Consider the following 25525-nt stretch of genomic DNA (forward strand, 5'->3'; position numbering starts at 1 on the left):
GCGAGGCGTGTAAGACATCACGTATTTGTGTTTTTTCCTTGGGGGGCGATGAACAAACTTGCTTGCATAAGCCGGAAATCATCCCAATACTGCTGCGCTTGGTTGCCAGCGCATGTTGCGGTGATCTGAACAACGTCGCATACCGCACCACGGTCCACCTCAACAATGGTGATCATCTGCGCTAGCGTCAACGTGTCCGTGTGCCGGTAACTGTACTCAATGTGAAAAGCACGATGCTCCCCCACAGTTGTGTGTGTACGCCCAAGTTCCTCATAATTCGCGAGCGCTGTTGTTCTGCGGTTGATTTCATCAACGCTGGCTTGCAGGGCGCCCTGGGGTGCACGGCGCACAGAGCCCACCATGTTTGGCATGAAACCTTCAATGTCAGCCACAGGTCGCACAGCGAAAAGCACACCGCTTTCGGGGTCAGCACGCCAATGGTCTGGCACATCGACCGTGAATCCAGACAACGCTGGAAAGTCGGGGCTTGGGTAACTCAGAGCGGGCATCGGCTGGCCTTTCACATCAACAAATAGTGGACTTAACGGGTAACGAAACTGTGGATTTGTCGGTTTGTGGGCGGTAGGGAAGGTCAAAACCACCCGCGGGGATCAAAAGCGTTGCCAATATCAGTGATGACTTCCTTGGGATCAATATCGAACGACACGTTGACACCCGCTCCAATCCCCAAAGCAACACCAAGGTCGAGGTCAACGGCAACACGGTCCAACGTGATGTCAGCGTCCAAGTTTGCACCAAACCCGGCCCCAACATACCCGGTAACACCAACCCCTGCACTGACCCCGGATATCCCACCAGCTAACTCAGCGGAGGCTTCACCACCAACCATGGCATCAACCCCAAGTTCAGCGGACACCCCATCCTTGCCTGCGGTCACACCGGCTTTCGCCGCTGCAACCGCCCCTACTGAGGCCGATGCGGAACCACCAGCATGAAGAACCCCATACTCGACGGAACCGTCAACATCTGCGCGAACACCAGCCTGTGCCTGGGCGTACGCTGAGGCGGTGATGTTTGCGCCATCACCATTGATTCCAGCGCCGGTGTCAGCCATGAGCCCAGCCTGGTAGCTTGCGTTCCCTGAACCGTGGACACCATCCTGTGACCCAAAAATGCCGCTCGCAGCGTCTTGGTGACCACGGAACCACGACTGGGACGTGTTGAGACCCACCGTGTTGATACCGAAGGTGGTTGACTCTTTAGCCTGAGTAGACGAGGTTGTCTCGGCGGTTTTTGTTGAGTCATCGTCGCCCGGTGTTGACCGTGAAATCTCAAAACTATACGTCTCTTCACGGCGTTTATTGTCTTTGTGTTCCCAGTGCATCCGGTCCGTGTCAAACATCGGCCGGTCGTAGGGGGCTTCGCTGGGGGTCCACGCATCCCACACGCCCATTGCTACAGGGCTATTTATGCGCCGCAACGTGGCAACACACTGTTGTGCAACGTTCTCGTAGGCCTGCACCCACGTTGCGATCTCTGCTTTCAGCTCATCGCGTTGCCGGTTCCATGTGTCGAACGGGCTCTCTGGCAAACACACCGGGTTGCTGTACCCTGCCTGGGCAGCCCAAACCTCTTGATCAGGGGTGCCTGGCGCCACCATGACATCGCGTGGTCGTTGGCTTTGTAGCGTTGCAGCCTCGTCTCGGAGCCGCCGGAGGTTCTCCAACGGTGTGTGAGCGTCATCAGCGTAGGTGTCTAAGGTGTCCCACACGTCGCGCATCACCGCAACAAGTTCTGTTGCCGGTGTAGTTTTCTCGGTAATCGTGGGGGTCGACGGCACGGAGGTCAGCAGCGTCCCCGAAAAGGAGGAACTCAGCGTTGGCCAATGATCATGCAGCCGGGTCACTGATTGTTCGATGCCCGTCGCGGTGCGGTGCAACGCGCCCAGCAAAGCGCGAACAGGCTCTAGTGTGTAATCCGCGTACGGAACAGGTAGCTGGCCGGTCATTGTGGTTTCAACCCCGTCTGCGGTGATGCGAAACGGCTCGGTTCGAAACTGCCAACTGTCCCGGCGTAGGTTGTTTCCAAAGTTTGTGCGGAACACTGATCAGTTTCACTAACAACCGCAGCCATCTCACCAATGGTGCCAAGCACTGCCTCAATCTCACCCACGATCCGTTGCAGATCGCCGGTGTGGTTGGCAAGGACGCTGTGAGCAAGGCGTGCAACATCAGGGTCGCATAGCGTTTGCGCATCGTCTGCTAGCGACTTGAGGTTCCCGTCACCTGTTGGTGACGCGTCCCGTAACCCCTGCACATGTTTTTTCGCTTGGGTGAGGAAAATGTCAACCCCAGCGGGGTCAATGTCAAAGTCAATGAGCATGCGCGCGGCCTACATTCCTTGAGCAAGGGCACGTAAACGAGCGCACGCATCGTCAGCGTCACGGTTAGTGCGGTTCATCGCCTCGCGCAACGTGCCAACGATTTCTAGCACGCTGTCAGCGGCTGCTACCCACCGTTCCTCTTTCGCGGCGTACTCGGCCGACACCCCTGTCGCCTCATACTGGGCCATCGCCGCAGCGACATCACGGCGCCGGTCACTAATGACTCTTTCTAGTTGTTGAGCGTTTGCTAGGACGTTGCGTTCTGCTTCACTCATCGCTGCACGTGAATACCGGATTACGCCGTTCACATTGCCCCTCCCCTATGGCATAAGGCGGTTCGCGTTCCGCCTCAATGCACTCAGCCTAGGGAAGGGGCTTGTAGCCATTGGAGTTATCCACAGGGAGGTTCTCCCCACGCCTTCGAAACGGCAAACTACACAACATCGTTTGTCATAGTTCTATAGAGCCGCGTGGACTGATCTTTGACTTTTGATTAAGTAGCGAATTTATGATGGCGCGCAAAATCTTGACTATTGGTCAACATCAGTAATTCAATTTTTCCACTGAGGATTTCAATCATTTTACGCACTCACAATTTCAGGCTCTTCTAACAGGACATTCCGCTTCGCAAATTCTGGAGGCACCAATTGGAGATCAACAGGAAAAGAAATATCCAGTGAATCTGAGAACTCAAGGGCAACTGGCCGCTCAAGTGGAGCCCCGTAGTTGGCCGTCCATTGAGGAACAGGAAGCGTTCGTTTGTGGAGTGAATACTCAACAAGCGCTGCCAAAGCATTCGCCCATTCAGATCGGGCCAACAGCTCTGGTTCAGTGAGCGAAAGGCCTACTGCCTCAGCAGGCTCAGCATTCATCAGGTCATCTGCAACTTGAATAAACGCCCGATAGGCGACACTGAAACGGCCCTCTTCGAGGGCGTCACCAATCGCTTCCGCCCTTTGAGCAACGGTCAGTCGACGGGTAGGGAAAAATGCAACCTGACCACCCGCTCCGCGCAGCGCACGGAAAGCTAAATCCACCCCTGGCACACGGGTTCCCGATTCGATGTACGAGTATGCAGACTGAGAAGTGTTCAACTTTTTCGCAATGTCTGACTGACGGAGACCATTGGACTCCCTCATTCGCTTCAGAGTGTCCGCGAACATGTTCCCTCCCCGTCACTGCCTCGTTATATCGAATTCGATATAACGAGACTACAGGGCTTGAACGCCGAATACTAGATGATCGTTTCAGCTCATGGCAGTGCCACACGGCAAGTTACACCACCGCTCAGCGGTACAGCGGGAACTGCGCTCCGAACCAGAAAACGCCAGCAATCAGTGCGAGGGTCACTGCCATGACGGCCCAGTCTTTCGCTGTGAGTCGCAGGTATGCGAGGCGGATCTGGCGGCCCCGCCCATCAACTGCGGCGTAGGTGAATCCGCGTGCTTCCAACGACTCAACCGTGGTGCGCACTGACTTCGCCGTGTTGAGGAAGATGGGGTAGAACGACAACACTGTCAGGCGGCACCATTGGGTGATCATCCGCCACCCAAGGAACCCCTTGTTCTCAACTGGGGCGGAACGCAGCCGGTAGCCTTCAAAGACTGTGGCGAACTGTTCAATGAGGATGGGGAGCATGCGGTACCCGTAGGACACGCCGAAGGTGATCATTTGTGGCATGCGGAACGCAAGCATCGCATCGGAAAGTTTTTCGGGGTCTAGCGACACAAACGCTGCCATGGAAGCTAACGAAACAGCCCCAAGTTTCAGGGTCAGTTCCACCAGCGCAATGACTGTTTGCGTGTCCCCGCCAAAGAGCCACGCGGCAATGAACACGTAGAACGTTTCGACAATCAGGCCAAACACAAACAACCCGAGCAGCAGTGGCCCCACCCGGGCCAATCCTACGGAGATGCAACCCAGCACAAACAGTCCGGCGAGGACGGTGAGGTTGTGCGTAAACCAGGGCACGATCGCGAGAACGAGGTACCACATCACCACCATGCGCGGGTCCATGGTGGAGAAGAGCCCGCCACGGGTCGCATAAGCGGTGCGAATGAGTTCTAGTTTGACCCATTCAACGGACAACACGTCGTGGTGTTTACGCACGTCACACTCCTAACGCTGATGTTTGCGCGGTTGCGGTTGGCACTGGTGGTGGGCCGTCACCGTGGTAGGCGGCGGCTAGTTCAGCGACCGACAGTGGCACGGGGGCAACACCGAGGGCGTTACCGATTCGGACGATTTCTGGGGCGGTGAGGTGGGCTCGTTCCAACACCTGTGGGCTGCCAAAGAGTTCCCGTGGGTGGCAGTCCGCGATGATCCCGCCCTCGGATAGCACAATCACCCGGTTTGCCCATTCCGCGACGAGTTGCATGTCGTGTGTGGCAACAACTGTGCACCGGATTGACCCGGCAAGGTCTGCGAGCATGTGGGTGACGTCGTCGCGGGAGGAGACGTCCAGTGATGAGGTTGGTTCATCAAGGAGGAGAACTGTGGGGCGCATCGCTAGCCCGATGGCCAGTGTTGCGCGCCGTTGCTGCCCACCTGACAGGGTGCGCCCATCGCGGTCTGCGAAGTCGGTGAGGCGCACTCGGTCCAAAATGTGCGCCACCAGTGCATCTGTGTCTGGGTGTTTACGGTCTTTAGGGAACAACGCGACGTCTTCAGCGACGGACCCTTTGAGGAGCATCAACTCTGGGTGTTGGTACAGGTAGGCGGCATGTTCTGCGAGGTGTGGGGAAGCTTTTGAGCGTGAGTTTGTTTCCCCCAACCACACGGTCCCTTCGCGGGGCACAATGATCCCGGCGAGGAGTTTCATGAGGGTGGATTTGCCTGCCCCGTTTCCGCCAACGAGTGCTACCCGGTCGCCGTCGTGGAGGTCAACGTTCACGTTGTTGAGGACCATGTGGGTTTCCCCGGACACCGATTTGTACCCGTGGGTGACGTTCACAGCGCGTGCTACGACGTCACGGTTGGGTTCTTGGGTGGCTAGGTGTGCGATCCCGGACCAGTGGACGCTGGGTTTTTTGCCCGATGCGCGAATCGCAGCCACTGCATCTTCCGTGGTGCGTGGGGTGGCGCTGATACCTAACGCCTTGACGGCGTTGATGGATTGGGGTGCTGGGATGCCGTGAGCTTCGAGTTCACCGGTGCGGGTGATGGCCTCTTCGATGGGGAGGTGCCAGGCTGGTGTGCCGTCTGCCATGAGGATTACTGATTTTGCGTAGCGGGCCACGAACTCCATGTGGTGCTCAATGGTGATGATGGTGATCCCGAGTTCACGGTTGAGTGTGGCGAGCCGTTCGTAGATGACGGCGGCGCGCTCGGGGTCGAGTTCGGCGACTGGTTCGTCAACGATCAGCACGGTGGGGCGTTGGGCTAGCACTGAAGCCAGTGCTGTCAGGTGCGCTTGGCCGCCAGATAACTGCCAGACGAAGCGTTGTGCGAGCTCAGTAATACCGAGGGTTTCTAACGCTGACGACGTGCGCTCTTCGTGGTCATCAAGCCCGTAGTTCACGGGGCCAAATGCCACCTCGTCACGCACGGTGGGGCGCACAAGTTGGTTGTGGAAATCTTGGTACACGTACCCCACGTGGGCGGATAGTTCTGTGACGGAGGAATCCCAGGTGTCAACGCCTGCAACGTGCACGGATCCAGCGAATTCGCCGTGCCAGTAGTGCGGGATCAGTCCGTTGAAGGTTTTACACAGGGTCGTTTTTGCTGACCCGTTTCCGCCTATGACGGTGACAAAGTCGCCAGCTTCGATGGTGAGGTTGACGTTGCGTAGGGAGTCTTGGTCAGCGCCTGGGTAGCGAAATGACAGGTCGGTAACGGTGATGATGGGTTGCGGCACGGTCAGTCCTTGGAGGGTGAGGCGGAGCGGCGCTGTGTGCGGCGGGAGATCAGCCACACCAGGGTCAGGAGCACGATGATCCCTGCCACTGAGACGAGGAGGAAGGTATCGCCGTACTGTTCTCGCAGGTCGGAGTCGATGACTCCCACTTCAACGTCCCACGCTTCGAGGAAGGCGAAGAAGAAAGCGGCGATGGAGAGGAACACTGCGGACACCACGAACCAGACGCTCTGTGCTCCGCCGTTGACTTTGTCTCCGGGTTGGCGGGGGCGCATTCCAAGCAGTGGTTCGATTTTTCCGTAGAGCGCTGGGATCAGCCACATCGCAGGGATGGCACCGAACAGGATCCCGGAGATGATGATGTCAACGCCGAATCCGATTCCTTCTAGCAGCAGGATGGACTGTGGGAGCCCTTCGACGAACTCTGCGTCTTCGACACCGATCCACACTTTGGAGAGGTCAACGGCAGCGGAGAGGAACTTGTCAATGACGACAACGGTGATGGCACCTATCCAGATTTGCGCTTTTGAGCGGGGGTTCCGCATCAGTGTTCCGGCGATGTAGAGGGCCAGGAACATTTGGATGATGCCTTCGATTTCGGCGAGCCCTGAGAAGTCTCCCATCAACAGGTCGGTGAAGATTACTTCACCGATTGGGGCACCAAGTGCAGCCCAGAATGGGCTGAAGAGCGCCACCATCACCAGGGGCACAAAAACAAAGTAGGCAACTGAGATATCTACCGGGCCGATGGAAACATCAGGGATGATTTCCAAGATCACGTTGGACAACCCAAACAGTGACATGGACAGCACAAAGATCATCAATTTTTGTGAGGTGTTGAGTTCTAGGTTTTCGTCCATGGTGCCGCGTAGTTCTCCGCGACGCTCATACGTGCTGGTCATGGTTTTTCCCATCAATCAGAGGTGGTGTGCGAGGAGTCGGTCCTGAGAATGCTGTGAGGTCATTGCGTCGAGAACACCGTGGGCGGAATCCACCACGTGGGTGGCGAGGCCTGATTCCAATGCGGCGTCGAGCTGGTCGTCTTCGGTGGTTCCCCCACGTAGGAGCACCCGGTGGGTGATGCCTGCGGCGAGCGCCACGGCGGCGTCGTTTTGGGGTTTGTCGCCAACGAACCAACTGGTTGCTGGGTTTGCGTTGGCGAGGGTGATGGCGTGGTTGATGATGCGTTGGTCGGGTTTGCGGATTCCGATTTCGTCGGAGCACACGTACCCGGAGATCAGGCCGTCTAGCCCGATTGCTTGGCATTCTGCGCGTACTGCGCGCCCGCTGATGGTGTTGGAGACGACTACGACGGGCATGTTGCGCTCAAAGCAGGCGGTGAGGAGTTCGTGGATGCCGGGGCGTTGGGTGCGCCGGGATTTGGCTCGTCCGTATGCGGCGGTGAGTTCGTGGGCTTCAGTGCGTAGGAGTGCTTGTTGTTGTGTGGTCAGGCCTGCGCCGAAGAGTGTGGTCCAGAATTCGTGGGGTTGGATTTCGCGTAGTGGTGCGTCGGTGGCGTCGTGTTCGAGGCGGCGTTGTTGTTTCCAGGTTTTGTGGGTTTCGCGGGCTTGGGCGAGTTGTACTCCGGCTTCCCACACGGTGAAGGGGTGGGTGGGTGTGCTGAGGAATTCGGAGAGGTGGCGCAGGAATGGGGTGAGGAGGGCATCGTCGTTGTGGGAGGTGGAGATGACGCCTCCGTGGTCGATGAACAGTGTTGTGCGGCGTTCGTTCGTTGACGTTGTGGTGTTGCCCGATGCTTGTGCCGGTTGTTGTGTTGTGGCGCCGGGTTGTGTTGTGGTGTTGGTGAGTGCGTCGTGGAAGACGGGGACGAGGCCTTCTGGGGTGTCGAAGATCGCGTCGGGTTGTTCGGTGACGGCGAAGGGTGGGTTTGCTGTGTGTTGGGAGGCGGTGATGAATACCGCTCCGGTTCCGGCTCGGCGGCCTGTGACGACGTCGCGGTCGAGGGTGTCTCCGACGTACCAGCAGTCGGCTGGGGCGACGCCTGCTGCTTCAGCGGCGAGTTCGATCATGCGTGGATTGGGTTTGCGGATGCCGACTTCGTCGGAGTAGATCTGTGCGGCGAAGGATTTGTCGATGCCGTGTGCGCGCAGGAGTCTGCGGTGGTTGGCTCCGGAGTGGGCGTTGGACACGATGACGACGGGCACGTTGTGTTGTGCTGCGGTGTTCAGCAGGTCGGTGATGCCGGGGCGCAGTGTGTGGTGTGAGAGCGCGGAGTTGATGTCGTGGAGTACTTGGCGCGCTTCTGATTCGAGGGTTGCGCGGATGGGTGCGGGGAGGTCGGCGGCGAGGAAGTCGCCGACGATTTCTCGGTGTCCCATTTCTCTGGGGTTGAGTCGCCGGGAGGAGGCGTGTTTCCAGTGTTTGAGTGCTGTTTGTCCGGCGGTGATGGAGGCGGTGAGGGCGGCTGGGTCGATGTCGTGGCCGGCGCGGTGGATGTGGCGGAGGAGTGCGGCGGTGGCGGCTTCTTTTCCGGCGGGGTTTTTTGAGGTGAGGAAGATGACTCCGCCGAAGTCGAGGAGGAGTGCCCGTGGGGTGGGCAGGTGGCGTGTTGTCATGGTGGGCTTCTTTCTGCTGTTCTTCTGGTGCCCGACGCTACGCACGCAATATGACATGTGGCGGACCGCACAGTGAACAACTGTGGAACGTTCCACAAATGACAGAGTGGAACGTTCCACAAAATGGGGTTGTCACAGACCCGTGCTACAAATGGACACGTGAGCCGCGGAAAACCCACCATCATTGACGTTGCCCAGCACGCCGGAGTATCCAAATCATTGGTCTCCCTTGCGTTACGCGGCAGCAGCGGAGTAAAACCCGAAACCCGGCAACACATCCTGAATGTGGCCCAAGAACTGGGCTACCGCTCCAACACGTGGGCCCGGAACCTCGCCCAAGGGCGCAGCGGCATGATCGGGATTCTGCTCAACGACCTGTCCTCCGCGTACCACACAGACATCGCCCAAGGCATCGAAGCTGCCGCCACAACAGTGGGACTCAGCGCCATCCTCACGCACGGACACCGTGATGAAGAAGCGCTCTCCGCCCGACTTGGCCACATGCAGGATCTCGGCGCAGACGGCATCATCGTGGTGTCCGCAGCCCTGAACCCCCAACACCTTGCCACTGCTGCCGCCCGCCTGCCCATCGTGGTTGTTGGCCGCCCAGCCGCCGTACCAGACACAGTCGGTTCGGTGTGGAACAACGACGAACTTGGCGCCCGCCTCGCCGTGGAACACCTCGCCGGACTGGGCCACACGCGCATCGCCCACCTGTCAGGCTCACCACGCCCCGCATCGAGGGCCCGCCTCGCCTCATTCCACACCACCATGACCGACCTTGCCCTACCCGAACCCCACCAGGTGTTCCACGGCCCACATGCCCTTGTCCATGCGATGGGCGACCCAGCCACCGCGCGCACCGCACCCACCGCGGTATTCGCATCAAATGACCGGCGTGCAGCGAAACTCCACGCAGCAGCCCTCGATGCTGGGCTACGCATCCCCGAAGACCTCGCGATTGTTGGCTACGACAACACTGAGCTCGCCACTCTCCTGCGCCCCCAACTCACCTCCATCGACCAACCCCGCCACGAGATGGGCCAACGGGCACTACACATGCTGGTCGACATGCTGGGCGGCCAACCCCCGCGCCGCGATGTCGTAGAACCGCGACTTATCGCCCGCGGCTCCACCATCCCCAACTCCGCGTAACAGCACTCCCCATTTAAGCAACGCCGAGCATCGGGCTGAAGGTCTGCCATCTCACCCGCTCAGGCGTACGCTGACAAGAGCACCCTCACAAAGGAACTTGTTTCATGCCCGACTACGGACGCCCCCTGACCGTCGGGGCTTTCATCACCCCCGCAAACACCGACCCGTTGCGCCCTGTGCGCCTCGCACAACACGCCGAAGAGGCTGGTCTGGACCTCGTCACCTTCCAAGACCACCCCTACCAGCCGGGCTACCACGACACGTGGACGCTGCTCAGTTACATCGCCGCAGCGACCAGTCGCATCCGCCTGGCGGGCAACGTCATGAACCTGCCGTTAAACAATCCGGTGCGGCTAGCCCGGCAGATCGCCAGCCTCGACCTCCTCACGGGGGGCCGTGTTGAACTGGGCATCGGGGCAGGGATTTTTTGGGACGCCATCGAAGCGATGGGGGTGCCGCGGCTCAGTGTTCGTGACTCGGTGACCGGCCTAGACGAGGCGATCGACATCATCCGTGACACGTGGAACCCCGCCAACCGCGGGCGTTTCGTGCATCACGGCACCGTGCATCAGGTGCAGGGCGCAAAGCGTGGGCCTGCACCAGCCCATGACCCAAAAATTTGGGTGGGGGCGCTCAAACCTCGAATGCAACGCATCATTGGCCGCAAGGGTGACGGCTGGTTGCCGTCGTTGTCGTATCTTTCGTCATTGCATGAGTTAGCGACAGGGAACGACATCATCGATGCGGCCGCCCGTGAGGCAGGGCGTGAACCTGCCGACATTGAGCGGATGCTGAACATCAACGGCACGCTCACGGCTGCTGGTAAGTCCACAACTGGTGGGACGGTGTTTCACGGTTCACCAGAAAGTTGGGCTCGCGATGTGGCGAACATTGCGCGCGAGTTTGGGGTATCGACGTTCATTCTTGCCACAGACAGTGAAGAAGAAATCAGTGTTTTTGCGCAGGTCATTGCACCGATGGCGCAGGAGATGCTCACGGAGGCACGTGAAGCTGGCGATAGTGTGCGGTGGCGTGCGGTGGCCCCTGGGCGCCGTGGTGGGCACTTCCGGGCAAGTGCGGCTGCACACGATGCACCACTGAGTGAAGCCATCGATTATGGTGCTGTGCCGCAACGGTTACGTGATGTTGCGTTCACCCCCAGGGACAGTGGTTATGACGATGTTCGCTCCACGTACATGGCAAAAGGCACTCCAGGGTTAGTGCTGATGGCCCGGGACGTTGATGACGTACGAGCCGCAGTGGAGTTCGCTGCCAGCCACGCCGATGTGCCGTTGAGTGTGCGTTCAGGTGGGCACGGGCTGGCGGGGCAATCCACAAATACTGGTGGGATTGTTGTTGATGTGTCCTCATTGGCGTCAGTGGCTGTGGTGAACAGCGCCCAGAGGTTAGTGCGGGCGCAGTCGGGTGCGTTGTGGGGTGACGTGGCTGATCGTCTTGCCCCCCGCGGGTGGGCGATGACCAGCGGAAACATTGGTGATGTTGGTGTGGGCGGGTTAGCGACCGGTGGCGGGTTGGGCTATTTGGCTCGCGCCCATGGCATGACCGTTGATCACATTCGTAGCGCCCGGATTGTCACCGCTGACGGCCAGTGGGTGCGCGCGGACGCTCAGGAAAACCCTGCTTTGTTGTGGGCAATTCGCGGGGCAGGGTCCTCATTTGGGATTGTCACTGACGTTGATTTCCAGGCGTTAGACGTCGATAAAGTTGTGTTTGCGCAATTCATGTTGTCCGTCAGTGACCCTGCCGCTTTCGTTGAACAGTGGGCTGACCTCCTAGCGCGCAGCCCTCGTGAACTCACAACGTTTGTGTTCCTGGACCGCACACCAACTTCCGGTGTGGTGGCGCAAGTGTTTGCCATGTGGGCAAACGATGACACACAAGCCGCGATCATGGTGCTAGAAGAACTCCTGAACCTCGGCGAACCCCTCCAGCAGCAAGCTCACCTGCTGCCATACAGCCAAGTCATGGCACCAACACACCAGCGGCACAGCGGTCAGCAAACCATCCACGTACGCAACGGGTACCTCACCAAGGTGGATAGCGCATCGGCGGCGGCTGTTGCCTCCATGCTGAGTGGTGACACAGTGATGCGGGTGGAGTTACGCAGCGTGGGTGGGGCCATCAATGACCTGCCCGCAGGCGCCACAGCGTTCGCTCACCGTGATGCTGATGTTCACGTGACCACTTGGTTTTACCCCGGCGACGTTGCCGCACACGACAACACCTGGGCGTTGTGGGCTGCGTACCGGCGCGGAATGTACGCCGGGTATTCCTCGGATACCCGCGTTGATAGGCTGCCCGATGCTTACCCTGGGGCAACACTTGAACGACTCGTTGGGTTGAAACAGCAGTGGGACCCTGAACACCTGTTCCGTTCTGGTTTAGCGGTGCCCCCGACAATGCCACCCATGTTTGAGGGGTGACATACGCGGACAAAAACGTTCCAACTCCCCCTCCATAGGGCGGGGCGGGGGCCTCAATGGTCAAATGGAACTATGAATTCCGCGCAAAACACCGAGGAGAACCTCACTGTCATGACCCCCGCAGGCGCTTTTGCAACACGCGCGTGGGGGGCTCAGGTGACACAGTGGGATGCACCTGGCCACGGCCCGATGCTGTACGTCTCCTCCGCAGCAAACCACACCCCGGGCACCGCTCTACGAGGCGGTATCCCACTGTGTTTCCCATGGTTCGGCAAAGGCCCAGACGCCCTGCTCACCCCGTCACACGGGTTCGCCCGGCTCAGTGAATGGAACCTGGTTGACACTGTTGAAAGCCCCACCGGCGATGTCACCGTCACCTTTGAACTCACCCCCACCCAAGCCAGCGCCACAGATGGCATTCAACTTTTTCCCCACCCCTTCCACGCCACATACACTGCGGCGTTTACTGCCGAAAGCCTGGAACTTACCCTCACTGTTGTGAACCAAGGGGACAGCGATTTCACCTTTGAAGAGGCGCTACACACCTACTTCGCAGTCTCCGACGTCACAGAAACCACTGTGCTGGGATTAGAAGACGAACCCTACACAGAGCACGGCACCAACCACACCCAAGAAGGCTCCGTGACATTCGCCGGTGAAGTTGACCGGGTTTACAGCTCAATGCGCGCCGTCACCATCACCGACCCTGGTGGCAACAAAACAGTGACGGTCACCAAGTCGGGGTCGCGTTCCACCGTGGTGTGGAATCCAGGGCAAGAACTCGCTTCGACGATGCCTGACATTGGCGACGGCGAATGGAACCGCTTTGTGTGTGTTGAGTCTGGGAACATCGGACCAAACGCGGTAACCCTCAAACCGCAGCAGGGTCACAGCCTGTCGGTGCGGTACACCGTCTCCCCTATCGAACCCATCACCGTGTGACAGTACTGGTCACGGGCGGGCAGCGGCGACTCCACCTCGTTGCCCGCCACTGAGCGTGCCGTACTTCTCTGGGGCGTTCAGCGCTTAGTAGGTTCCGGCTGACGTCGTGGTGTTTTGACCAGCCATTTTCTCCATGCCGCGCCCGCGAGCAACGGAATGAGGCAGAACACAACGACGTGCGCCCACCACGGGGACAGCATCGAACGTTCCATGAACATGAGCGCCATTGCGGCAACCAGAAAGACTTCCCACGCGAACTCTCTGGGAGAGTTCCGGAAGAGTTGTTTGCTTCGCTCTGATTCCCCAATGCGAGCGCCAAGTAGGGCGGAGAGCGCCACAAGGAAGAAAAGTCCAATTCTGTTGATGACAACCCAGAATGACAGATCCCCAAGGTGGAGGGTGACGTCTAGCGCCATAAGAGCGGCCTCTCTTGCTTGGGCTGAGGGCGCAATGAAGGGTGCACTGATGTTGAGGGTAGCGCATCGGCGGGCGCTGCGGCCGTGAATCACATTGCATGAAGATACCCCTAGGGGTATCTTTGGGGTATGGCTACAGTGGACATCACCTCAGAGAACTTCAGCGAGCACGTCACCGACACCGGCATCGTGCTCCTCGATTTTTGGGCCGCCTGGTGCGGGCCCTGCCAACAGTTTGGCCCCATCTTTGAGAAGGCCTCCGAGAAATACCCTGACATCACGTTCGGCAAGGTCGACACCGACGCCCAACAAGAACTTGCCGCAGGGTTTGGCATCACCTCAATCCCCACCCTGTACGCGTTCCGCGACGGCATCATCCTCTACAGCGAACCCGGCGCAATGAACGGCAAAAACCTGAACGCCCTCATTGACCAGATCGTCTCGCTAGACATGGACGACGTTCGCACAAAACTCGCTGCACGGAACGCTTCATAACCCGCCATGGCTGTACGCATCGCCAATATTGTCGTCACCATCATGCTGATCGCCTTTGGTCTTGACACCCTTTCCATGCCGTTGCTGGCCGGAACAGCGTTCCTCGCCGCCGGTTTCACCGCATGGAGCGCCGTAACGGGGCGCTGCTATCTGAGTGGAGCATCGTGCAACAGAACCTAACCCCCGCCCTGCCCATCCCCACGCAACGGCGAACCCTGCTCAGTGAACTGCGCACCTGGCAGGCCCGCCGGTGGCTTTTCGCTGCCTTGACTGCTGGGGTGACCGTCCTGCTTATTGCGATCCCCACCGCCATGATTCCCACCGGGATTTTTGGGCGTGAAATCCCACCCACCCCGTGGTCGTGGCCGGTCCTCATTGTCACAAGTGTTCTCACTGGGTTGCTTGCGGCAACCTATGTTGCCCGCAAAGACACCGCCGATACCCGCGACCGGCCTGGCCGCCTCGGCACAGCTGGCGCTTTTGTCACGTTCTTTGCCGTGGGCTGCCCCGTGTGCAACAAATTGGTGCTCCTCGCGCTGGGATACACCGGGGCCATCCAATTTTTTGAACCCATCCAGCCCTACCTCGCCGTCGGAGCAATCGCGCTACTCGGGTGGGCGCTACACGCTCGCATCACCAAAGAAGCTGCTTGCCCCCTCGAGGTGGCAGGTGACGTGAGCAACTGACGTCACCTGTGCGCTTCCCGGAGCGCAACGAAAACGGCGTGACGAGATCAGCGAAGCTCAGAACAAGGCGAACTAACCGACGGGCATTATGGGCGGAACACCCAGTGCCATGGTTCGCGTGGGGTGTCCTCAATGAACCCGTATTCCTTGCCGTTGGCGCGCATCCACGCTTGGGCTTGGTTGTCGAGTTTCAGGTCAACAGCGATCCCCCACCCGTGTGGGCTGGTCCCAGGTGCGGCGGCGAGCCCACCTTGGGAGTAGAGGCCTTTACGGCGCACGAGGTCGTGTTGCACGTCAATGGGCCGGTAAGAGTCAGTGATTCCAATGTCAACGCCGTCGCGTTTCGCGGCGGCCATAAGTTTCTCTAACGATGCGCTAGCGGGCGCCCACAACCGGTGGCCGGTGTTCCCCACAGCATCAAGAGCTTCACGGGGGACTTTTCCATTTCCGTATTTCACAAGGTCTTTGGGCACCCCGTCAGCGGTCCATTGGGCGGCAGGAGCAGCCACCGCTGTTGTGCCTTGGGCTTGTTCCATCGCAGTGTTCAGGGCATCTTCAAATGATGCCTCTTGGACGGCGTTTGTACCGCTGGCACTGGTGCTTTGGGCGCCGCTCGTGGCCTGGGTGGCGGTGCCACCCAAGGACTGCGCTGACATGCCACCAAGCATGTCAATTCGGTTTTGGATTTCCATCATGCGCGCTGAGATCGCTGCGATTCCGTCCACTGCCCCGCCTTCTGCGCCTTACCTGGCTTTGTCGTGTCTGACCCACCTCATCGGCAGGGCGGGGGTTCACCTGAGGAACACGGCGGGTGGTTTATGCGCGCACCTGCGTGCTAGAGAGCAGCTCCCTCGTGGCTTTAGGCGTCGATGCCTGCAATTGCCGTGGTGAGGGCGTTGCTGGCGGCAGTGGAGTCAACACGGGCCATGGTCATGGCGAACACCACAAGTGCGGTGGTGGTTTGTGCAAGCGTCTCAACTGTTGATTCGGGGCGCTGGGGGTGGCGGGCACGGATCCCTGCAGCAATGGCTGTGTGGAGTTCAGCCCGGTAGGCGGCAATGACTCGTTGCACCTCAGCGTCACGGGCGATGGGCGCCCCCGCGGTGTTGATGAGTAGGCAGCCGTTGTGGGTTGGGTTAGTGGCTTCTTGACTGATGGCGTGACGCAAACCGTTGAGGTAGTTCACCACGGCGTCAGCGGTGATGGTTGGTGCGTGGAGTGGTTTGAGGTGAGGGCGGATGACCTCATCGAGGTAGTTCTGCACTGCTGCGTCGAAGAGGCCGCGTTTGCTGCCAAACGTGTTGTAAATGCTGGATCGGTTGAGTCCAGTGGCAGCTTCGAGCTCGGGCAGGGAGGCTTGTTCATAACCGGTTGACCAGAAAACGTCGCGGGCTGCCCGGGCGGCGTCGGTGGTGTTGAAAGTTTGGTTGCGTCCCATGGGGTTCCTGCCGTTGCGTTGCGGGGGTGTGGACTACAGTATATATTGAACTGGTCAGTTCAAAATAACTCCCGCTCCCACATCACGCTCGACAGGACACCCCATGATCATCGCTGGACTCATCGCCACCGGGCTAGCCGCAGCAATACACCTGTTCATCTTCTACCTCGAATCCATCGCCTGGACCACACCGCGTGCGCTTGCCGTCTTTGGCATGAGCCCACAAGAAGCTGAAGCAACCCGCACCATGGCTTTTAATCAGGGCTTTTACAACCTGTTCTTGGCTGTTGCCGTGATTGTGGGGACTGTGGTTCTAGCGGTGGGGCACACGGCTGTGGGGGCAACGTTGGTGTTTACTGGCGCCGGGTCGATGGTTGCGGCCGGTCTGGTGCTGATTCTCTCGTCACCTGACAAGACAAGTGCGGCGTTGAAGCAACTGGTGCCACCGTTGGTGGGCGTCGTGCTTCTTGCTGTTGGTCTTGCCGGTGTCCTCTAGTTTTTTGTTCGTCTCCCTCTCGTGAAAGGACTTTTTCATGTCCACTGCCACAAGCACTCACATTCAGTTGGCGTCACGCCCACAAGGCTGGCCTACCCCTGAGAACTTTTCCACCACTGTGGTGGAGTACGGCGATCTTGCCCCGGGTGAGGTTCGGGTCCGTAATGAGTTCATGTCGGTTGACCCGTATATGCGCGGGCGCATGAATGATGTGCGGTCGTATGTTCCCCCGTTCCAGTTGGGTGAAACCCTCACCGGTGGCGCTGTGGGCCGGGTTATTGAATCAGCTTCTGAAGCGCACCCTGTTGGCGCGGTTGTGTTGCACCAGTACGGGTGGCGCGACATCGTGCAAGAGGACGGCGCAGGCTTCCGTGTGGTGGAGGAACTCCCCGGGCTGCCGCTGTCGTTGTACCTCGGCATGTTGGGTATGACCGGTCTGACCGCGTACGTGGGACTCACCGATATCGCTCCAGTGCACGAAGGGGACACTGTGTTCATTTCGGGTGCTGCTGGGGCTGTGGGAACAGCTGCCGGGCAGATCGCTCGTCTTCTTGGCGCAAAAACGGTGATTGGTTCTGCCGGGTCGCAGGAGAAGGTTGACTTGCTGACCAGCAAATATGGGTACGATGCTGCCCTGAACTACAAGGATTCCCCTATCCGCCAGCAACTTGAGCAGGCTGCACCAGGCGGCATTGACGTGTTCTTTGACAACGTGGGTGGTGACCACTTGGAGGCTGCGTTGAACTCGTTTAACGATGGTGGCCGGGCGGCGTTGTGTGGTGCGATTTCGACGTACAACACCCAGGAAAAGGTCGCTGGCCCAGACAACATGGTCAACATGATTTCTCGCGGTTTGACGATGCGCGGGTTCACGTTGGGTGGTTACACGCACCGTGCCCCTGAGTTCACGCAGAAAATGACTGCGTGGTTCAGTGAGGGCAAGGTCGCGTATGACGAGACTGTTGTTGACGGTATTGACCACGCTGTTGACGCGTTTTTGTCGATGATGCGTGGCGGGAACATCGGGAAGATGGTTGTGCGACTGTCCTAGTTGTGTGACGGCCCGTGGTGGGCTGTTGTTGTGTTGGGGCACCCGTTGAGGGTGCTGTGTTGAGGGTGAGGCTGCTCCGCCAAGCGGCCTCACCCTTGCTGTGTTTCGGTTAAAAGTCGGTGTGCCCGAGGTTTGGTCCGCTGGCGAATGTCACCTGGGGGCGGTGTGCGCCGTGGAGTTCAAACACGGTGATGCTGTTGGTGCCTGGGCGCAGAAGTTCGGCGGGCACAAAGAGGGTGTGTTGTGGGCCGCGCGCCCAGTACCTTCCCACGTTGAACCCGTTGACCCACACGTTGCCTTTACCCCAGGTGGTGGTGTCAAGGTACAGGTTTGTTGGCTGCGTGATAGTCACGTCACCGCGCAAAAACACTGGCCCGGCAATGGCGGTGTTGCTCGCAGGGATGGGTGTGAAAGCGGTTCGCCCCACCATGCCGAGGTCAAACGGTGTGGTGCGCCACCCGGTGAGGAGCTGCCCGTCAAGTTCAACCGGTCCAAGGCCTTTCCACTCCCCAAGGCGTGGCCCATAGTTGACGCGCCCCTGGTCTTCAACAAGCACACGCAGAGTGCCGCGCGCATCTGCCGGTAAAGGAATGAACGTGTCGTGGTGGTCGCGGTAGGCGACCCCCACCTGGGTGGAGTCAAGGAATACGTGGGCAATGTCGCGCACGTCAGCGAAGTACAGTGCCGCCTCACCCTGAACATTAATGTCCCGCTCGTACAGCAGGAACGCACCCGTGTGGTGCAGGTCCTCAAACGTTGCTGGTTGGTCAGTCACCACGGTGGTGTCAACGTCCAGGGGCATGTCCAACCACCCAGCCCGATGCGTCAGTTGCGCCACACCTTCAGCCACCTTGGGGCGGTGGTCAGGCACATCATCGGGGACTGGTGCGTACCGGGAAATGACGTCACGGAACGCCCAGTATTTCTCAGTGGGATAACCATCTTCGGCAAGAGGCGCATCGTAGTCGTAGCTGGTGATCAGCGGCTGGTACACGCCCTTGTCATTCGCGCCGTTGGTGAAACCGTAGTTTGTGCCACCGTGGAACATGTAAATGTTCACTGACGCCCCCGCAGCCAACAGCGTGTTCAACGCTGTTGCGGACTCCTCCACACTGGTGGTGTGGTGGTGCGCGCCCCAATGGTCAAACCAGCCAATCCAAAACTCCGAACACATCAACGGTCCGGTGGGTTGGTGTTGACGCAACCGGGCAAGGCGCTCCTCGATGCGCGACCCAAACGAGCCGGTCGTGTGCAGTTGCGGGAGGGTGCCGTTGGCGAGCATGTCATCCATGGGTTGGTCCACCGTCGTGAACGGCACCACAAACCCCAACTCTTCATACACCTGAACGAGGCGTTCCAAGTAGGCGCGGTCGTTGCCGTACGCGCCGTACTCGTTTTCCACCTGGAACAAAATGATCGGCCCACCATGAGTGACCTGGCGTGGTTCAAGGATGGGCGCTAACGCCGCCAAAAAACGTTCCACCTCAGCCATGTAACCGGGCTGCGAACTACGCAACTTAATACCCGGTTGGGCAGTCAACCACGCGGGCAACCCGCCGTTATCCCACTCGGCGCAAATATAAGGCCCCGGCCGCACAATGGCCCGCAACCCCTCCTCATGCACGATGTCGAGGAACCTCCCCAAATCCCGGTCCCCATCGGTGAGGAACACCTGTGGAGTGGGGGCGTGAAAGTTCCACGCCACATACGTCTCAATGGTGTTAAGACCCATCTGCCGCGCTTTCCGGATCCGGTCACGCCACGAGTCGGGGTGAACACGGAAATAGTGGATAGCGCCGGAGATGATCTGGAACGGCTCACCATCAAGGGTGAAGTCGCGCTCACCGATCGCGAAGACTGACATGCGGGATGCTCCTGATTAAGGCGTGAACTGATCGGGCGTTACGTCATGTGCGGCCGTGAAGTGAACCCAGTGGGAACCCTGGCGGGGTCCTTACTGGGCGCTCACCTCAAACCCTTGCTGCTCGCCGTAGCTGACAATGGCGTCCTGCCACTGCGACAGCCCAGCGTTAATGTCTGACTTGTTGGCGTAAGACTGGCCAACACTGTCAGCGAACACCGAGTTAGCGAACACCTGGAAAGGCAAGTACTGCCACCCTTCAACAACGTTGTTCGCAGCATCGGCAAGAACCTGGTTAACCTGCTGGCCACCGAAGTACTCCCACTCACGGTTCAACCACTGCTCGTCACTGAGCTCAGCAACCGTTGACGGGATACCATCCACCGTGTCGAGAGTGATTTTTTGACCCTCAGAACTTGCCGTCATGAACTCAAGGAACTCCTGGGCCACAACCTTGTTGTCGCTCTGCTCCAACACGGAGAACGCGCCACCACCGTTCTCAGCGGTCGTGGTGTCACCCTCGTTCCACACCGGCATCGGGGCTACCCGCCAGTCACCAGCACCATCAGGGACACCAGACTCCAAGTTCCCAGCCATCCACGCACCAATAGTCAACGATGCGATAGACCCGTTGGACAACCCCTGATACCACTCGTCAGACCACGACGAAATAGGCGCCACCAGGTCGTTCTGAACAAGCTCATTCCAGGTGTTGGCCCACTTCATGGAACCTTCGTCCTGGAGATTGACCGACACATTCGTGCCATCAATCTGGAAAGGTTGACCACCAGCCTGCCACATCATCGACGTAGCGAACCCGGCATCACCAGCATCATTAGTGATGTACAAATCGGGGTCAGCCTCATGGAGAGTTTTCGCTGCAGCAACGTACTCATCCCACGTGCCCGGAACCTCAACACCGTGCTCATCAAAAACGGCCTTGTTGTAGAACAGCGCCATAGGCCCGGTACCCCACGGCAAACCATAAATCGCATCGTTGACCACAACGTTGTTCCACGCAGCCGGAGTATACGAGCTCTCCAACTCACCAGCGCCAAGGGCAGTGAGATCCGCCAAACCACCCGACAGCGCAAACTGCGGGATCGCGTAGTACTCCATTTGCGCTAAATCAGGGGCACCCGAACTAGCGGTGATGGCGTTTTGGACCTTGGTGTAGTGGTCAGACCCCGTTCCCACATTGACCACCTCAACGTCAATGTTTGGGTACTTGGCCTCAAACGCGTCAGCAACAGGTTGAATAGCGGGATCCCACCCCCACACCAACAAACTGGACTCTTCGCTGAGAGCAGCTTCAGCATCGGCGGGAGAAGTCGTTTGAGCGGTGTCTTGAGAGTCACCACACGCGGCAACAGTGCCAGCGAGCAAGGCGGTGATGGCGGCGGCGCCAACAATCCGGCCTTTTTTAGCGGTAAACGCGAACATAAATGTCTCCTGAAAGTGGGGGTACGGCGGGTTTTTACTGCTTGACAGAACCGGCGACTAGCCCGGACTGCCAGTAACGCTGGAGGTACAAGAAAATGGCGATAATCGGAATGATGGCGAGCAATGAACCCGTGATCACCAGGTTGTAGATTGGTTCACCGCCAACTGTGGACGACTGCGCATTCCACTGGTTTAGCCCCACCGTCAGCGGGTACCACTGCGGGTCACTCAACATGATCAGTGGCAAGAAGTAGTTGTTCCACGTCGCCACAATGGAGAACAGCAACACCGTGATTAACCCTGGTGTGAGCAGGCGGAACGCAATCGTAAAGAAGATGCGGAACTCACGGGCACCATCAAGGCGGGCAGCTTCCAACAGCGACGTTGGCACCGACTCCGAGGCGTAAATCCAAATGAGATACAACCCAAACGGGTTAATCAGGGAGGGCAAAATGACAGCCCACGGGGTGTTAGTGAGCCCAATTTGGCTGAACAACAAGAACGTGGGGACAGCCAGCGCAGTGCCAGGGATCGACAATGACGCCAACACAAGAATGAACACTCCACGACGCCCTGGGAAGTTGAACTTCGCCAACGCATACCCACCCAGCGCAGCCAACAAGGTTGCACCACCAGCACCAACCACCACATACAACGCGGTGTTCGCAAGCCAGCGAACAAACACCCCATCGTCGTAGGTCAACACTTTCGAAATGTTGTCAAACAGTGCGAACTCGCCAGAGAACCACAAGCCAAAACTGGAAAACAATGACTTTTGGGTTTTCGTGGAGTTCACCACGAGCCACGTCAACGGGAGCAGAATGTACCCGGCGATGAACAACATCAAGGCGAACAGCAGCGGCGAACGTTTAATTTTCGGGACACCCACAGAGGACAAAACAGAGGTGTCTTTGCGGTAACGGGATAGGGCGGCCATCAGCGCTCATCCTTTCGGGTGCCGAAGTGCTGGACAGAGTACGCCACGATCATCGTGAGCACACCCATCACCAGTGCCACAGTCGCGGAATAGTTGTACTGCTGGCCACTAAAGGACAAGTTGTAGGCGTACATGTTGGGTGTGAAGAACGAAGAAATCGAGTTCGGCGCAAGGCCCTTCAACACGTTCGGTTCGTTGAAGAGTTGGAAGCTACCGATCACCGAGAACACCAGCGCAATCACCATAGAACCGCGCAACGCCGGGAGCTTGATGCTGCGGATCACCCACCACTGGTTAGCGCCATCAAGGTCAGCAGCCTCGTACAACTCCTCCGGGATAGTGCGCAACGTGGAGTAGAAAATCAACATGTTGTACCCGGTGAAGGTCCACACCTGGATGTTCGCGATAGCCAGGAGAATCAAACTGCTCGTCAACGGTGAGGGGATACTCGCGTTGAGGAAGTCATTGAGGTTCGCGACCAACCCGAAACGATCACCGAAAATGAAGCCCCACATCAAGGTGGCAACCACAGCTGGCACCGCGTACGGCATGAAAATAATGATGCGGAAGAAACCACTAGCCCGCAGTCGCGCCGAGTCAATGGCCAGCGCCGCACCGAGCGCCAAGAAAATCATGATCGGCACTTGAATCGCGAAGAACTTCAGAATCCTGACGACACCGTCCCAGAACTGCGGGTCATTCATCACCCGAATGTAGTTATCCATCCCCACAAACTGGGTGCCACCGATCAGTTTTGTGTCGTACACGCTGAGGTATACGGAGTACAAAACCGGGGCGAGGAGAACAAACAAAAACACGATCATGAAGGGCGCCATAAAGCCCCAGCCGGTCCAGGACCGACGTGAACGCCGAATCACGGGCATACTAGATGCGGCGCCGGGGTGCGTCTCAACTTCTCTGGTGAGAGTCACGGTGCGAACCACCTTATTCGCAGGAATAGAAAACGTAGATGTTTACGTCAACATCGACCGTCACACAGTAGCATGTTGACGTAAACATTCGCCAGAGGTTCCCCGAAAAACAGAAAAACCCGCGCTTGCCACGCGGGTTTCTCCGTTCAGTGCATCAACCACAACTAGGCGGTAGGGAAACCCTGCGCCCGCTCATACTGCACCGGCCAATAATCCAACGTCACACCCAACTCATCAGCCGCACGAAGCGCAAAGTGCGGATCACGCAGCATGTGGCGGGCAAGCATCGTCGCATCAACAAGACCATCACGCAGGTAACCATCAGCTTGGCGCGCATCGGTAATCGCACCAACACCACTGACCTGCACCCCAGCCTCCTTCTTAATGTGCGCAGCATGCGGAATCTGGTACCCAGGCCCCGTAGCGATCGGAGCGCGAGCAACATTCCCGCCCGTCGACACATCAATAAGGTCAGCCCCAGCCGCCTTCAACAAACGCGACGTCACCGTCGCCTCCTCAAGGGTGTACCCGCCATCCACCCAATCCGTCGCAGAAATACGAACAAACAAAGGGACCTGCGGGTGGCGCGCACGGATCGCCTCAACGATCTCCACCGTCAACCGTGACCGGTTCTCCACCGAACCACCGTACTGATCGGTGCGCTGGTTAGAAATTGGCGAAAGGAACTCATGCAGCAAATAACCGTGCGCAGCATGAACCTCCAAAACGGTGAAACCGGCGCGCACCGAACGGTCAGCAGCGTTCGCAAAGTCTTCAATCACAGTCGCAATGTCCGCAGAAGTCATCTCACGCGGCACAGCTAACTGGCGGTCAACAGGGAGACCCGACTCGCTCCCAAAAGCCACAGCCGAGGGGCCAATAGTTTCCCACCCGCCCTCACCGACCGGAACTGACCCATTTTTCGTTGAAAACGGGCCATACGTGGACGCCTTACGGCCCGCATGAGCGAGCTGAATAGCGGGCGATGCACCATGCTCCGCAATGAACGCGGCAATCGGCGCTAACGCTGCAGCCTGCTCATCAGACCAAATTCCCAAGTCACTCGGGGTGATGCGGCCTTGCGGTGACACCGCGGTTGCCTCAAGCATGACAAGGCCCGCACCGCCCGCAGCGAACTGGCCGTAATGCATGTGATGCCAAGGCGTAGGCAACCCGTCATCCTCGCTGGAATACTGGCACATCGGTGCCACCCAAACGCGGTTACGGATCGTGTGGTCATGGAAAACGATGGGATCAAAAAGTGTGCTGGTCACACAGGGGGCAACAGCACCAGGCCGGTGCAGTATTCCCACCGGTCGCGCGTCCTGCCCGAATCAGATCCCTTCGCCCTGATACGCGACGTCCTCGCCTCCGCTTGGATTCCCCACCGTCATCCACGCCTCGCTGTCCTCACCGTCCGCCTACCCCTAAACCCCACCCCGACCACTTCGCCTTCATGCGTGACCCCCATTATGCCGATGCCCCAGCAAGCCACGCATCGAACACCTGCTGCCCCGCCGCCACCAAAGCGGGACCGTACTGGGCTGCATCACGCCGCAGCGCATCGGGAGAGATACCGTGAGTCGCCAACTCACCAGCATTCGCGATGATCCACCGGTCAATAGTGGTGGGGTCCACCTCCAAGTGAAACTGCAGGCCAAGGATATGATTGCCCACGCTGAACGCCTGATGTGGGAACCCAGGGGTGTGAGCGAGGAGATCGCCGCCCTCAGGGATGTGGAACTGATCGCCATGCCAGTGCAAAACCGGCGTATCAACCAATGGTGCCAGTACTGAATGTCGGCCAGCATCGGTCAATGTCAAAGGGCTGTAGCCAATTTCGACGCTGCCGGTGGGCTCAACTGTCGCACCCAATGCGTGGGCGATGAGTTGCGCACCAAGGCAAATCCCCATTGTTGGTGCACCTACCGCAAGACGGCGAGTAATCGCTTCAATTTCGTCGTTCAGGTAAGGGAAATCGCCTGTCTCATACACACCAATTGGGCCACCCAAGACCACGAGCAGGTCGGCGTCGAGCGCCTGCGGGGCAGCGATTCCGTGCACCGGCGTTTCGACCATGGTGATGGTGTATCCGTGGTCGCGGAGAACTGGCTGAAGAATACCGAGATCCTCAGCAAGGACATGCTGGATAACGAGGGCATTTTTGGTCATGGTTCATCTTTCCACAGACTCTGCGGAGCAACTGGCGCGGGTTTGCTAGCACCGCATAATCACCGGTGAGTTCGTGGTTTTGAAGTGAGTTCGTGTGGTGCGAGTGCGATCTGAACGCTGCGGGTGTGATCGCGGTGGGCTCTCAGCAAGCGTCTCCCCTGCCCCCCTGTGTGGCATGTTTTGGTACTGAGTGTGCTGTCTAGGACATGCCACACGGTCCCAAAACATGCCACATGGCCTGAGCGGGGGATGGTGGAGGGGGGAGGGGGAACGTGAGGGCA

Annotated in this window: 26 protein-coding genes; 8 read left to right on the top strand and 18 right to left on the bottom strand. The window is 58.7% G+C overall.

Annotated elements, in window-relative coordinates; all coding sequences use genetic code 11:
- Nucleotides 1-17: 17 nt before the first annotated feature.
- From G538_RS0101305 to G538_RS14470, 9 genes are all read right to left on the bottom strand, one after another.
- Nucleotides 18-509 (bottom strand): DcrB/PsbP domain-containing protein, encoded by a 492-nt coding sequence (locus tag G538_RS0101305; RefSeq protein WP_029067891.1) that lies wholly within the window; start codon nucleotides 507-509, stop codon nucleotides 18-20.
- A gap of 83 nt (nucleotides 510-592) precedes the next feature.
- Nucleotides 593-1969: a hypothetical protein gene (locus G538_RS0101310; protein WP_029067892.1), complete on the bottom strand. Its 1377-nt coding sequence runs from the start codon at nucleotides 1967-1969 to the stop codon at nucleotides 593-595.
- Nucleotides 1966-2343, bottom strand: a complete 378-nt coding sequence (locus tag G538_RS0101315; RefSeq protein WP_029067893.1) for a hypothetical protein — start codon at nucleotides 2341-2343, stop codon at nucleotides 1966-1968. Before G538_RS0101315 ends, G538_RS0101310 begins: the two co-directional genes overlap by 4 nt.
- A gap of 9 nt (nucleotides 2344-2352) precedes the next feature.
- Nucleotides 2353-2652: a hypothetical protein gene (locus tag G538_RS0101320; protein ID WP_035832741.1), complete on the bottom strand. Its 300-nt coding sequence runs from the start codon at nucleotides 2650-2652 to the stop codon at nucleotides 2353-2355.
- Nucleotides 2653-2925: 273 nt separating this feature from the next.
- On the bottom strand, nucleotides 2926-3507 hold the full coding sequence (locus tag G538_RS0101325) for a helix-turn-helix domain-containing protein (RefSeq protein WP_029067895.1): 582 nt from the start codon (nucleotides 3505-3507) through the stop codon (nucleotides 2926-2928).
- Nucleotides 3508-3631: 124 nt separating this feature from the next.
- The gene (locus G538_RS0101330; protein WP_029067896.1) at nucleotides 3632-4453 is read right to left on the bottom strand and encodes an energy-coupling factor transporter transmembrane component T family protein; all 822 of its coding nucleotides are present in this window, start codon (nucleotides 4451-4453) and stop codon (nucleotides 3632-3634) included.
- A 1-nt stretch (nucleotide 4454) separates the two neighbouring features.
- Entirely contained in the window at nucleotides 4455-6200 is a 1746-nt protein-coding gene (locus G538_RS14465; protein ID WP_051196440.1) for an ABC transporter ATP-binding protein, read from the bottom strand.
- Nucleotides 6201-6202: 2 nt separating this feature from the next.
- Nucleotides 6203-7102 (bottom strand): DUF8171 family membrane protein, encoded by a 900-nt coding sequence (locus tag G538_RS0101340; protein ID WP_035832908.1) that lies wholly within the window; start codon nucleotides 7100-7102, stop codon nucleotides 6203-6205.
- 15 nt (nucleotides 7103-7117) lie between these two features.
- Nucleotides 7118-8776: an HAD family hydrolase gene (locus tag G538_RS14470; protein ID WP_051196441.1), complete on the bottom strand. Its 1659-nt coding sequence runs from the start codon at nucleotides 8774-8776 to the stop codon at nucleotides 7118-7120.
- Between the two features lie 159 nt (nucleotides 8777-8935).
- Here G538_RS14470 and G538_RS0101350 point away from each other — a divergent pair, with 159 nt between their 5' ends.
- From G538_RS0101350 to G538_RS14475, 3 genes are all read left to right on the top strand, one after another.
- Nucleotides 8936-9931 (top strand): LacI family DNA-binding transcriptional regulator, encoded by a 996-nt coding sequence (locus G538_RS0101350; protein ID WP_169514073.1) that lies wholly within the window; start codon nucleotides 8936-8938, stop codon nucleotides 9929-9931.
- Between the two features lie 104 nt (nucleotides 9932-10035).
- Nucleotides 10036-12375: an LLM class flavin-dependent oxidoreductase gene (locus G538_RS0101355; RefSeq protein WP_029067899.1), complete on the top strand. Its 2340-nt coding sequence runs from the start codon at nucleotides 10036-10038 to the stop codon at nucleotides 12373-12375.
- A 72-nt stretch (nucleotides 12376-12447) separates the two neighbouring features.
- Nucleotides 12448-13317 (top strand): D-hexose-6-phosphate mutarotase, encoded by an 870-nt coding sequence (locus G538_RS14475; RefSeq protein WP_051196443.1) that lies wholly within the window; start codon nucleotides 12448-12450, stop codon nucleotides 13315-13317.
- A gap of 77 nt (nucleotides 13318-13394) precedes the next feature.
- Here G538_RS14475 and G538_RS0101365 read toward each other — a convergent pair whose 3' ends face one another.
- On the bottom strand, nucleotides 13395-13826 hold the full coding sequence (locus G538_RS0101365) for a hypothetical protein (RefSeq protein WP_157544256.1): 432 nt from the start codon (nucleotides 13824-13826) through the stop codon (nucleotides 13395-13397).
- Between the two features lie 36 nt (nucleotides 13827-13862).
- Here G538_RS0101365 and G538_RS0101370 point away from each other — a divergent pair, with 36 nt between their 5' ends.
- From G538_RS0101370 to G538_RS0101375, 3 genes are read left to right on the top strand one after another with little or no spacing between them, the layout of a single operon-like run.
- On the top strand, nucleotides 13863-14228 hold the full coding sequence (locus G538_RS0101370) for a thioredoxin family protein (protein ID WP_029067901.1): 366 nt from the start codon (nucleotides 13863-13865) through the stop codon (nucleotides 14226-14228).
- A gap of 6 nt (nucleotides 14229-14234) precedes the next feature.
- Nucleotides 14235-14408 (top strand): hypothetical protein, encoded by a 174-nt coding sequence (locus G538_RS17860; RefSeq protein ID WP_157544257.1) that lies wholly within the window; start codon nucleotides 14235-14237, stop codon nucleotides 14406-14408.
- A complete protein-coding gene (locus G538_RS0101375; protein ID WP_245566758.1) occupies nucleotides 14393-14914 on the top strand; it encodes a hypothetical protein in 522 nt (173 codons plus the stop codon). The genes G538_RS17860 and G538_RS0101375 overlap by 16 nt, the downstream gene beginning before the upstream one ends.
- Before the next feature lie 86 nt (nucleotides 14915-15000).
- Here the strand turns inward: G538_RS0101375 and G538_RS0101380 are convergent, their stop codons facing one another.
- Together G538_RS0101380 and G538_RS0101385 are read right to left on the bottom strand one after the other, a co-directional pair.
- Complete coding sequence (locus G538_RS0101380; protein WP_029067903.1) at nucleotides 15001-15639, bottom strand: M15 family metallopeptidase; 639 nt, start codon at nucleotides 15637-15639, stop codon at nucleotides 15001-15003.
- Nucleotides 15640-15773: 134 nt separating this feature from the next.
- Nucleotides 15774-16352 carry a TetR/AcrR family transcriptional regulator gene (locus tag G538_RS0101385; protein WP_029067904.1) on the bottom strand — a complete coding sequence of 193 codons (579 nt, stop codon included), beginning with the start codon at nucleotides 16350-16352 and terminating at the stop codon, nucleotides 15774-15776.
- A 103-nt stretch (nucleotides 16353-16455) separates the two neighbouring features.
- Between G538_RS0101385 and G538_RS0101390 the strand changes: the two genes are divergently transcribed.
- Together G538_RS0101390 and G538_RS0101395 are read left to right on the top strand one after the other, a co-directional pair.
- A complete protein-coding gene (locus G538_RS0101390; protein WP_029067905.1) occupies nucleotides 16456-16848 on the top strand; it encodes a DUF1304 domain-containing protein in 393 nt (130 codons plus the stop codon).
- A 37-nt stretch (nucleotides 16849-16885) separates the two neighbouring features.
- The gene (locus tag G538_RS0101395; protein WP_029067906.1) at nucleotides 16886-17899 is read left to right on the top strand and encodes an NADP-dependent oxidoreductase; all 1014 of its coding nucleotides are present in this window, start codon (nucleotides 16886-16888) and stop codon (nucleotides 17897-17899) included.
- A 109-nt stretch (nucleotides 17900-18008) separates the two neighbouring features.
- Here G538_RS0101395 and G538_RS0101400 read toward each other — a convergent pair whose 3' ends face one another.
- The 6 genes from G538_RS0101400 to G538_RS0101425 form a co-directional block, all read right to left on the bottom strand.
- Nucleotides 18009-19763 (bottom strand): glycoside hydrolase family 35 protein, encoded by a 1755-nt coding sequence (locus tag G538_RS0101400; RefSeq protein ID WP_029067907.1) that lies wholly within the window; start codon nucleotides 19761-19763, stop codon nucleotides 18009-18011.
- 90 nt (nucleotides 19764-19853) lie between these two features.
- On the bottom strand, nucleotides 19854-21203 hold the full coding sequence (locus G538_RS0101405; protein ID WP_029067908.1) for an ABC transporter substrate-binding protein: 1350 nt from the start codon (nucleotides 21201-21203) through the stop codon (nucleotides 19854-19856).
- 34 nt (nucleotides 21204-21237) lie between these two features.
- A complete protein-coding gene (locus G538_RS0101410; RefSeq protein ID WP_029067909.1) occupies nucleotides 21238-22140 on the bottom strand; it encodes a carbohydrate ABC transporter permease in 903 nt (300 codons plus the stop codon).
- Nucleotides 22140-23024, bottom strand: coding sequence for a carbohydrate ABC transporter permease (locus G538_RS0101415; RefSeq protein ID WP_051196522.1), 885 nt, complete (start codon nucleotides 23022-23024; stop codon nucleotides 22140-22142). Before G538_RS0101415 ends, G538_RS0101410 begins: the two co-directional genes overlap by 1 nt.
- A 212-nt stretch (nucleotides 23025-23236) precedes the next feature.
- The gene (locus G538_RS0101420; RefSeq protein WP_029067911.1) at nucleotides 23237-24346 is read right to left on the bottom strand and encodes an NADH:flavin oxidoreductase/NADH oxidase; all 1110 of its coding nucleotides are present in this window, start codon (nucleotides 24344-24346) and stop codon (nucleotides 23237-23239) included.
- A gap of 196 nt (nucleotides 24347-24542) precedes the next feature.
- Nucleotides 24543-25244 carry a glutamine amidotransferase gene (locus G538_RS0101425; protein ID WP_029067912.1) on the bottom strand — a complete coding sequence of 234 codons (702 nt, stop codon included), beginning with the start codon at nucleotides 25242-25244 and terminating at the stop codon, nucleotides 24543-24545.
- Nucleotides 25245-25525 lie beyond the last annotated feature (281 nt).

The sequence above is a fragment of the Jonesia quinghaiensis DSM 15701 genome, assembly GCF_000423205.1.
Classification (GTDB): domain Bacteria; phylum Actinomycetota; class Actinomycetes; order Actinomycetales; family Cellulomonadaceae; genus Jonesia; species Jonesia quinghaiensis.

Coding starts and splice junctions, on each gene's coding strand:
- G538_RS0101305 (WP_029067891.1), bottom strand. CDS start 509: ATGCCCGCTCTGAGTTACCCAAGCCCCGACTTTCCAGCGTTGTCTGGA.
- G538_RS0101310 (WP_029067892.1), bottom strand. CDS start 1,969: ATGACCGGCCAGCTACCTGTTCCGTACGCGGATTACACACTAGAGCCT.
- G538_RS0101315 (WP_029067893.1), bottom strand. CDS start 2,343: ATGCTCATTGACTTTGACATTGACCCCGCTGGGGTTGACATTTTCCTC.
- G538_RS0101325 (WP_029067895.1), bottom strand. CDS start 3,507: ATGTTCGCGGACACTCTGAAGCGAATGAGGGAGTCCAATGGTCTCCGT.
- G538_RS0101340 (WP_035832908.1), bottom strand. CDS start 7,102: ATGACCAGCACGTATGAGCGTCGCGGAGAACTACGCGGCACCATGGAC.
- G538_RS14470 (WP_051196441.1), bottom strand. CDS start 8,776: ATGACAACACGCCACCTGCCCACCCCACGGGCACTCCTCCTCGACTTC.
- G538_RS0101355 (WP_029067899.1), top strand. CDS start 10,036: ATGCCCGACTACGGACGCCCCCTGACCGTCGGGGCTTTCATCACCCCC.
- G538_RS14475 (WP_051196443.1), top strand. CDS start 12,448: ATGAATTCCGCGCAAAACACCGAGGAGAACCTCACTGTCATGACCCCC.
- G538_RS0101370 (WP_029067901.1), top strand. CDS start 13,863: ATGGCTACAGTGGACATCACCTCAGAGAACTTCAGCGAGCACGTCACC.
- G538_RS17860 (WP_157544257.1), top strand. CDS start 14,235: ATGGCTGTACGCATCGCCAATATTGTCGTCACCATCATGCTGATCGCC.
- G538_RS0101385 (WP_029067904.1), bottom strand. CDS start 16,352: ATGGGACGCAACCAAACTTTCAACACCACCGACGCCGCCCGGGCAGCC.
- G538_RS0101390 (WP_029067905.1), top strand. CDS start 16,456: ATGATCATCGCTGGACTCATCGCCACCGGGCTAGCCGCAGCAATACAC.
- G538_RS0101395 (WP_029067906.1), top strand. CDS start 16,886: ATGTCCACTGCCACAAGCACTCACATTCAGTTGGCGTCACGCCCACAA.
- G538_RS0101400 (WP_029067907.1), bottom strand. CDS start 19,763: ATGTCAGTCTTCGCGATCGGTGAGCGCGACTTCACCCTTGATGGTGAG.
- G538_RS0101405 (WP_029067908.1), bottom strand. CDS start 21,203: ATGTTCGCGTTTACCGCTAAAAAAGGCCGGATTGTTGGCGCCGCCGCC.
- G538_RS0101410 (WP_029067909.1), bottom strand. CDS start 22,140: ATGGCCGCCCTATCCCGTTACCGCAAAGACACCTCTGTTTTGTCCTCT.
- G538_RS0101415 (WP_051196522.1), bottom strand. CDS start 23,024: ATGCCCGTGATTCGGCGTTCACGTCGGTCCTGGACCGGCTGGGGCTTT.
- G538_RS0101425 (WP_029067912.1), bottom strand. CDS start 25,244: ATGACCAAAAATGCCCTCGTTATCCAGCATGTCCTTGCTGAGGATCTC.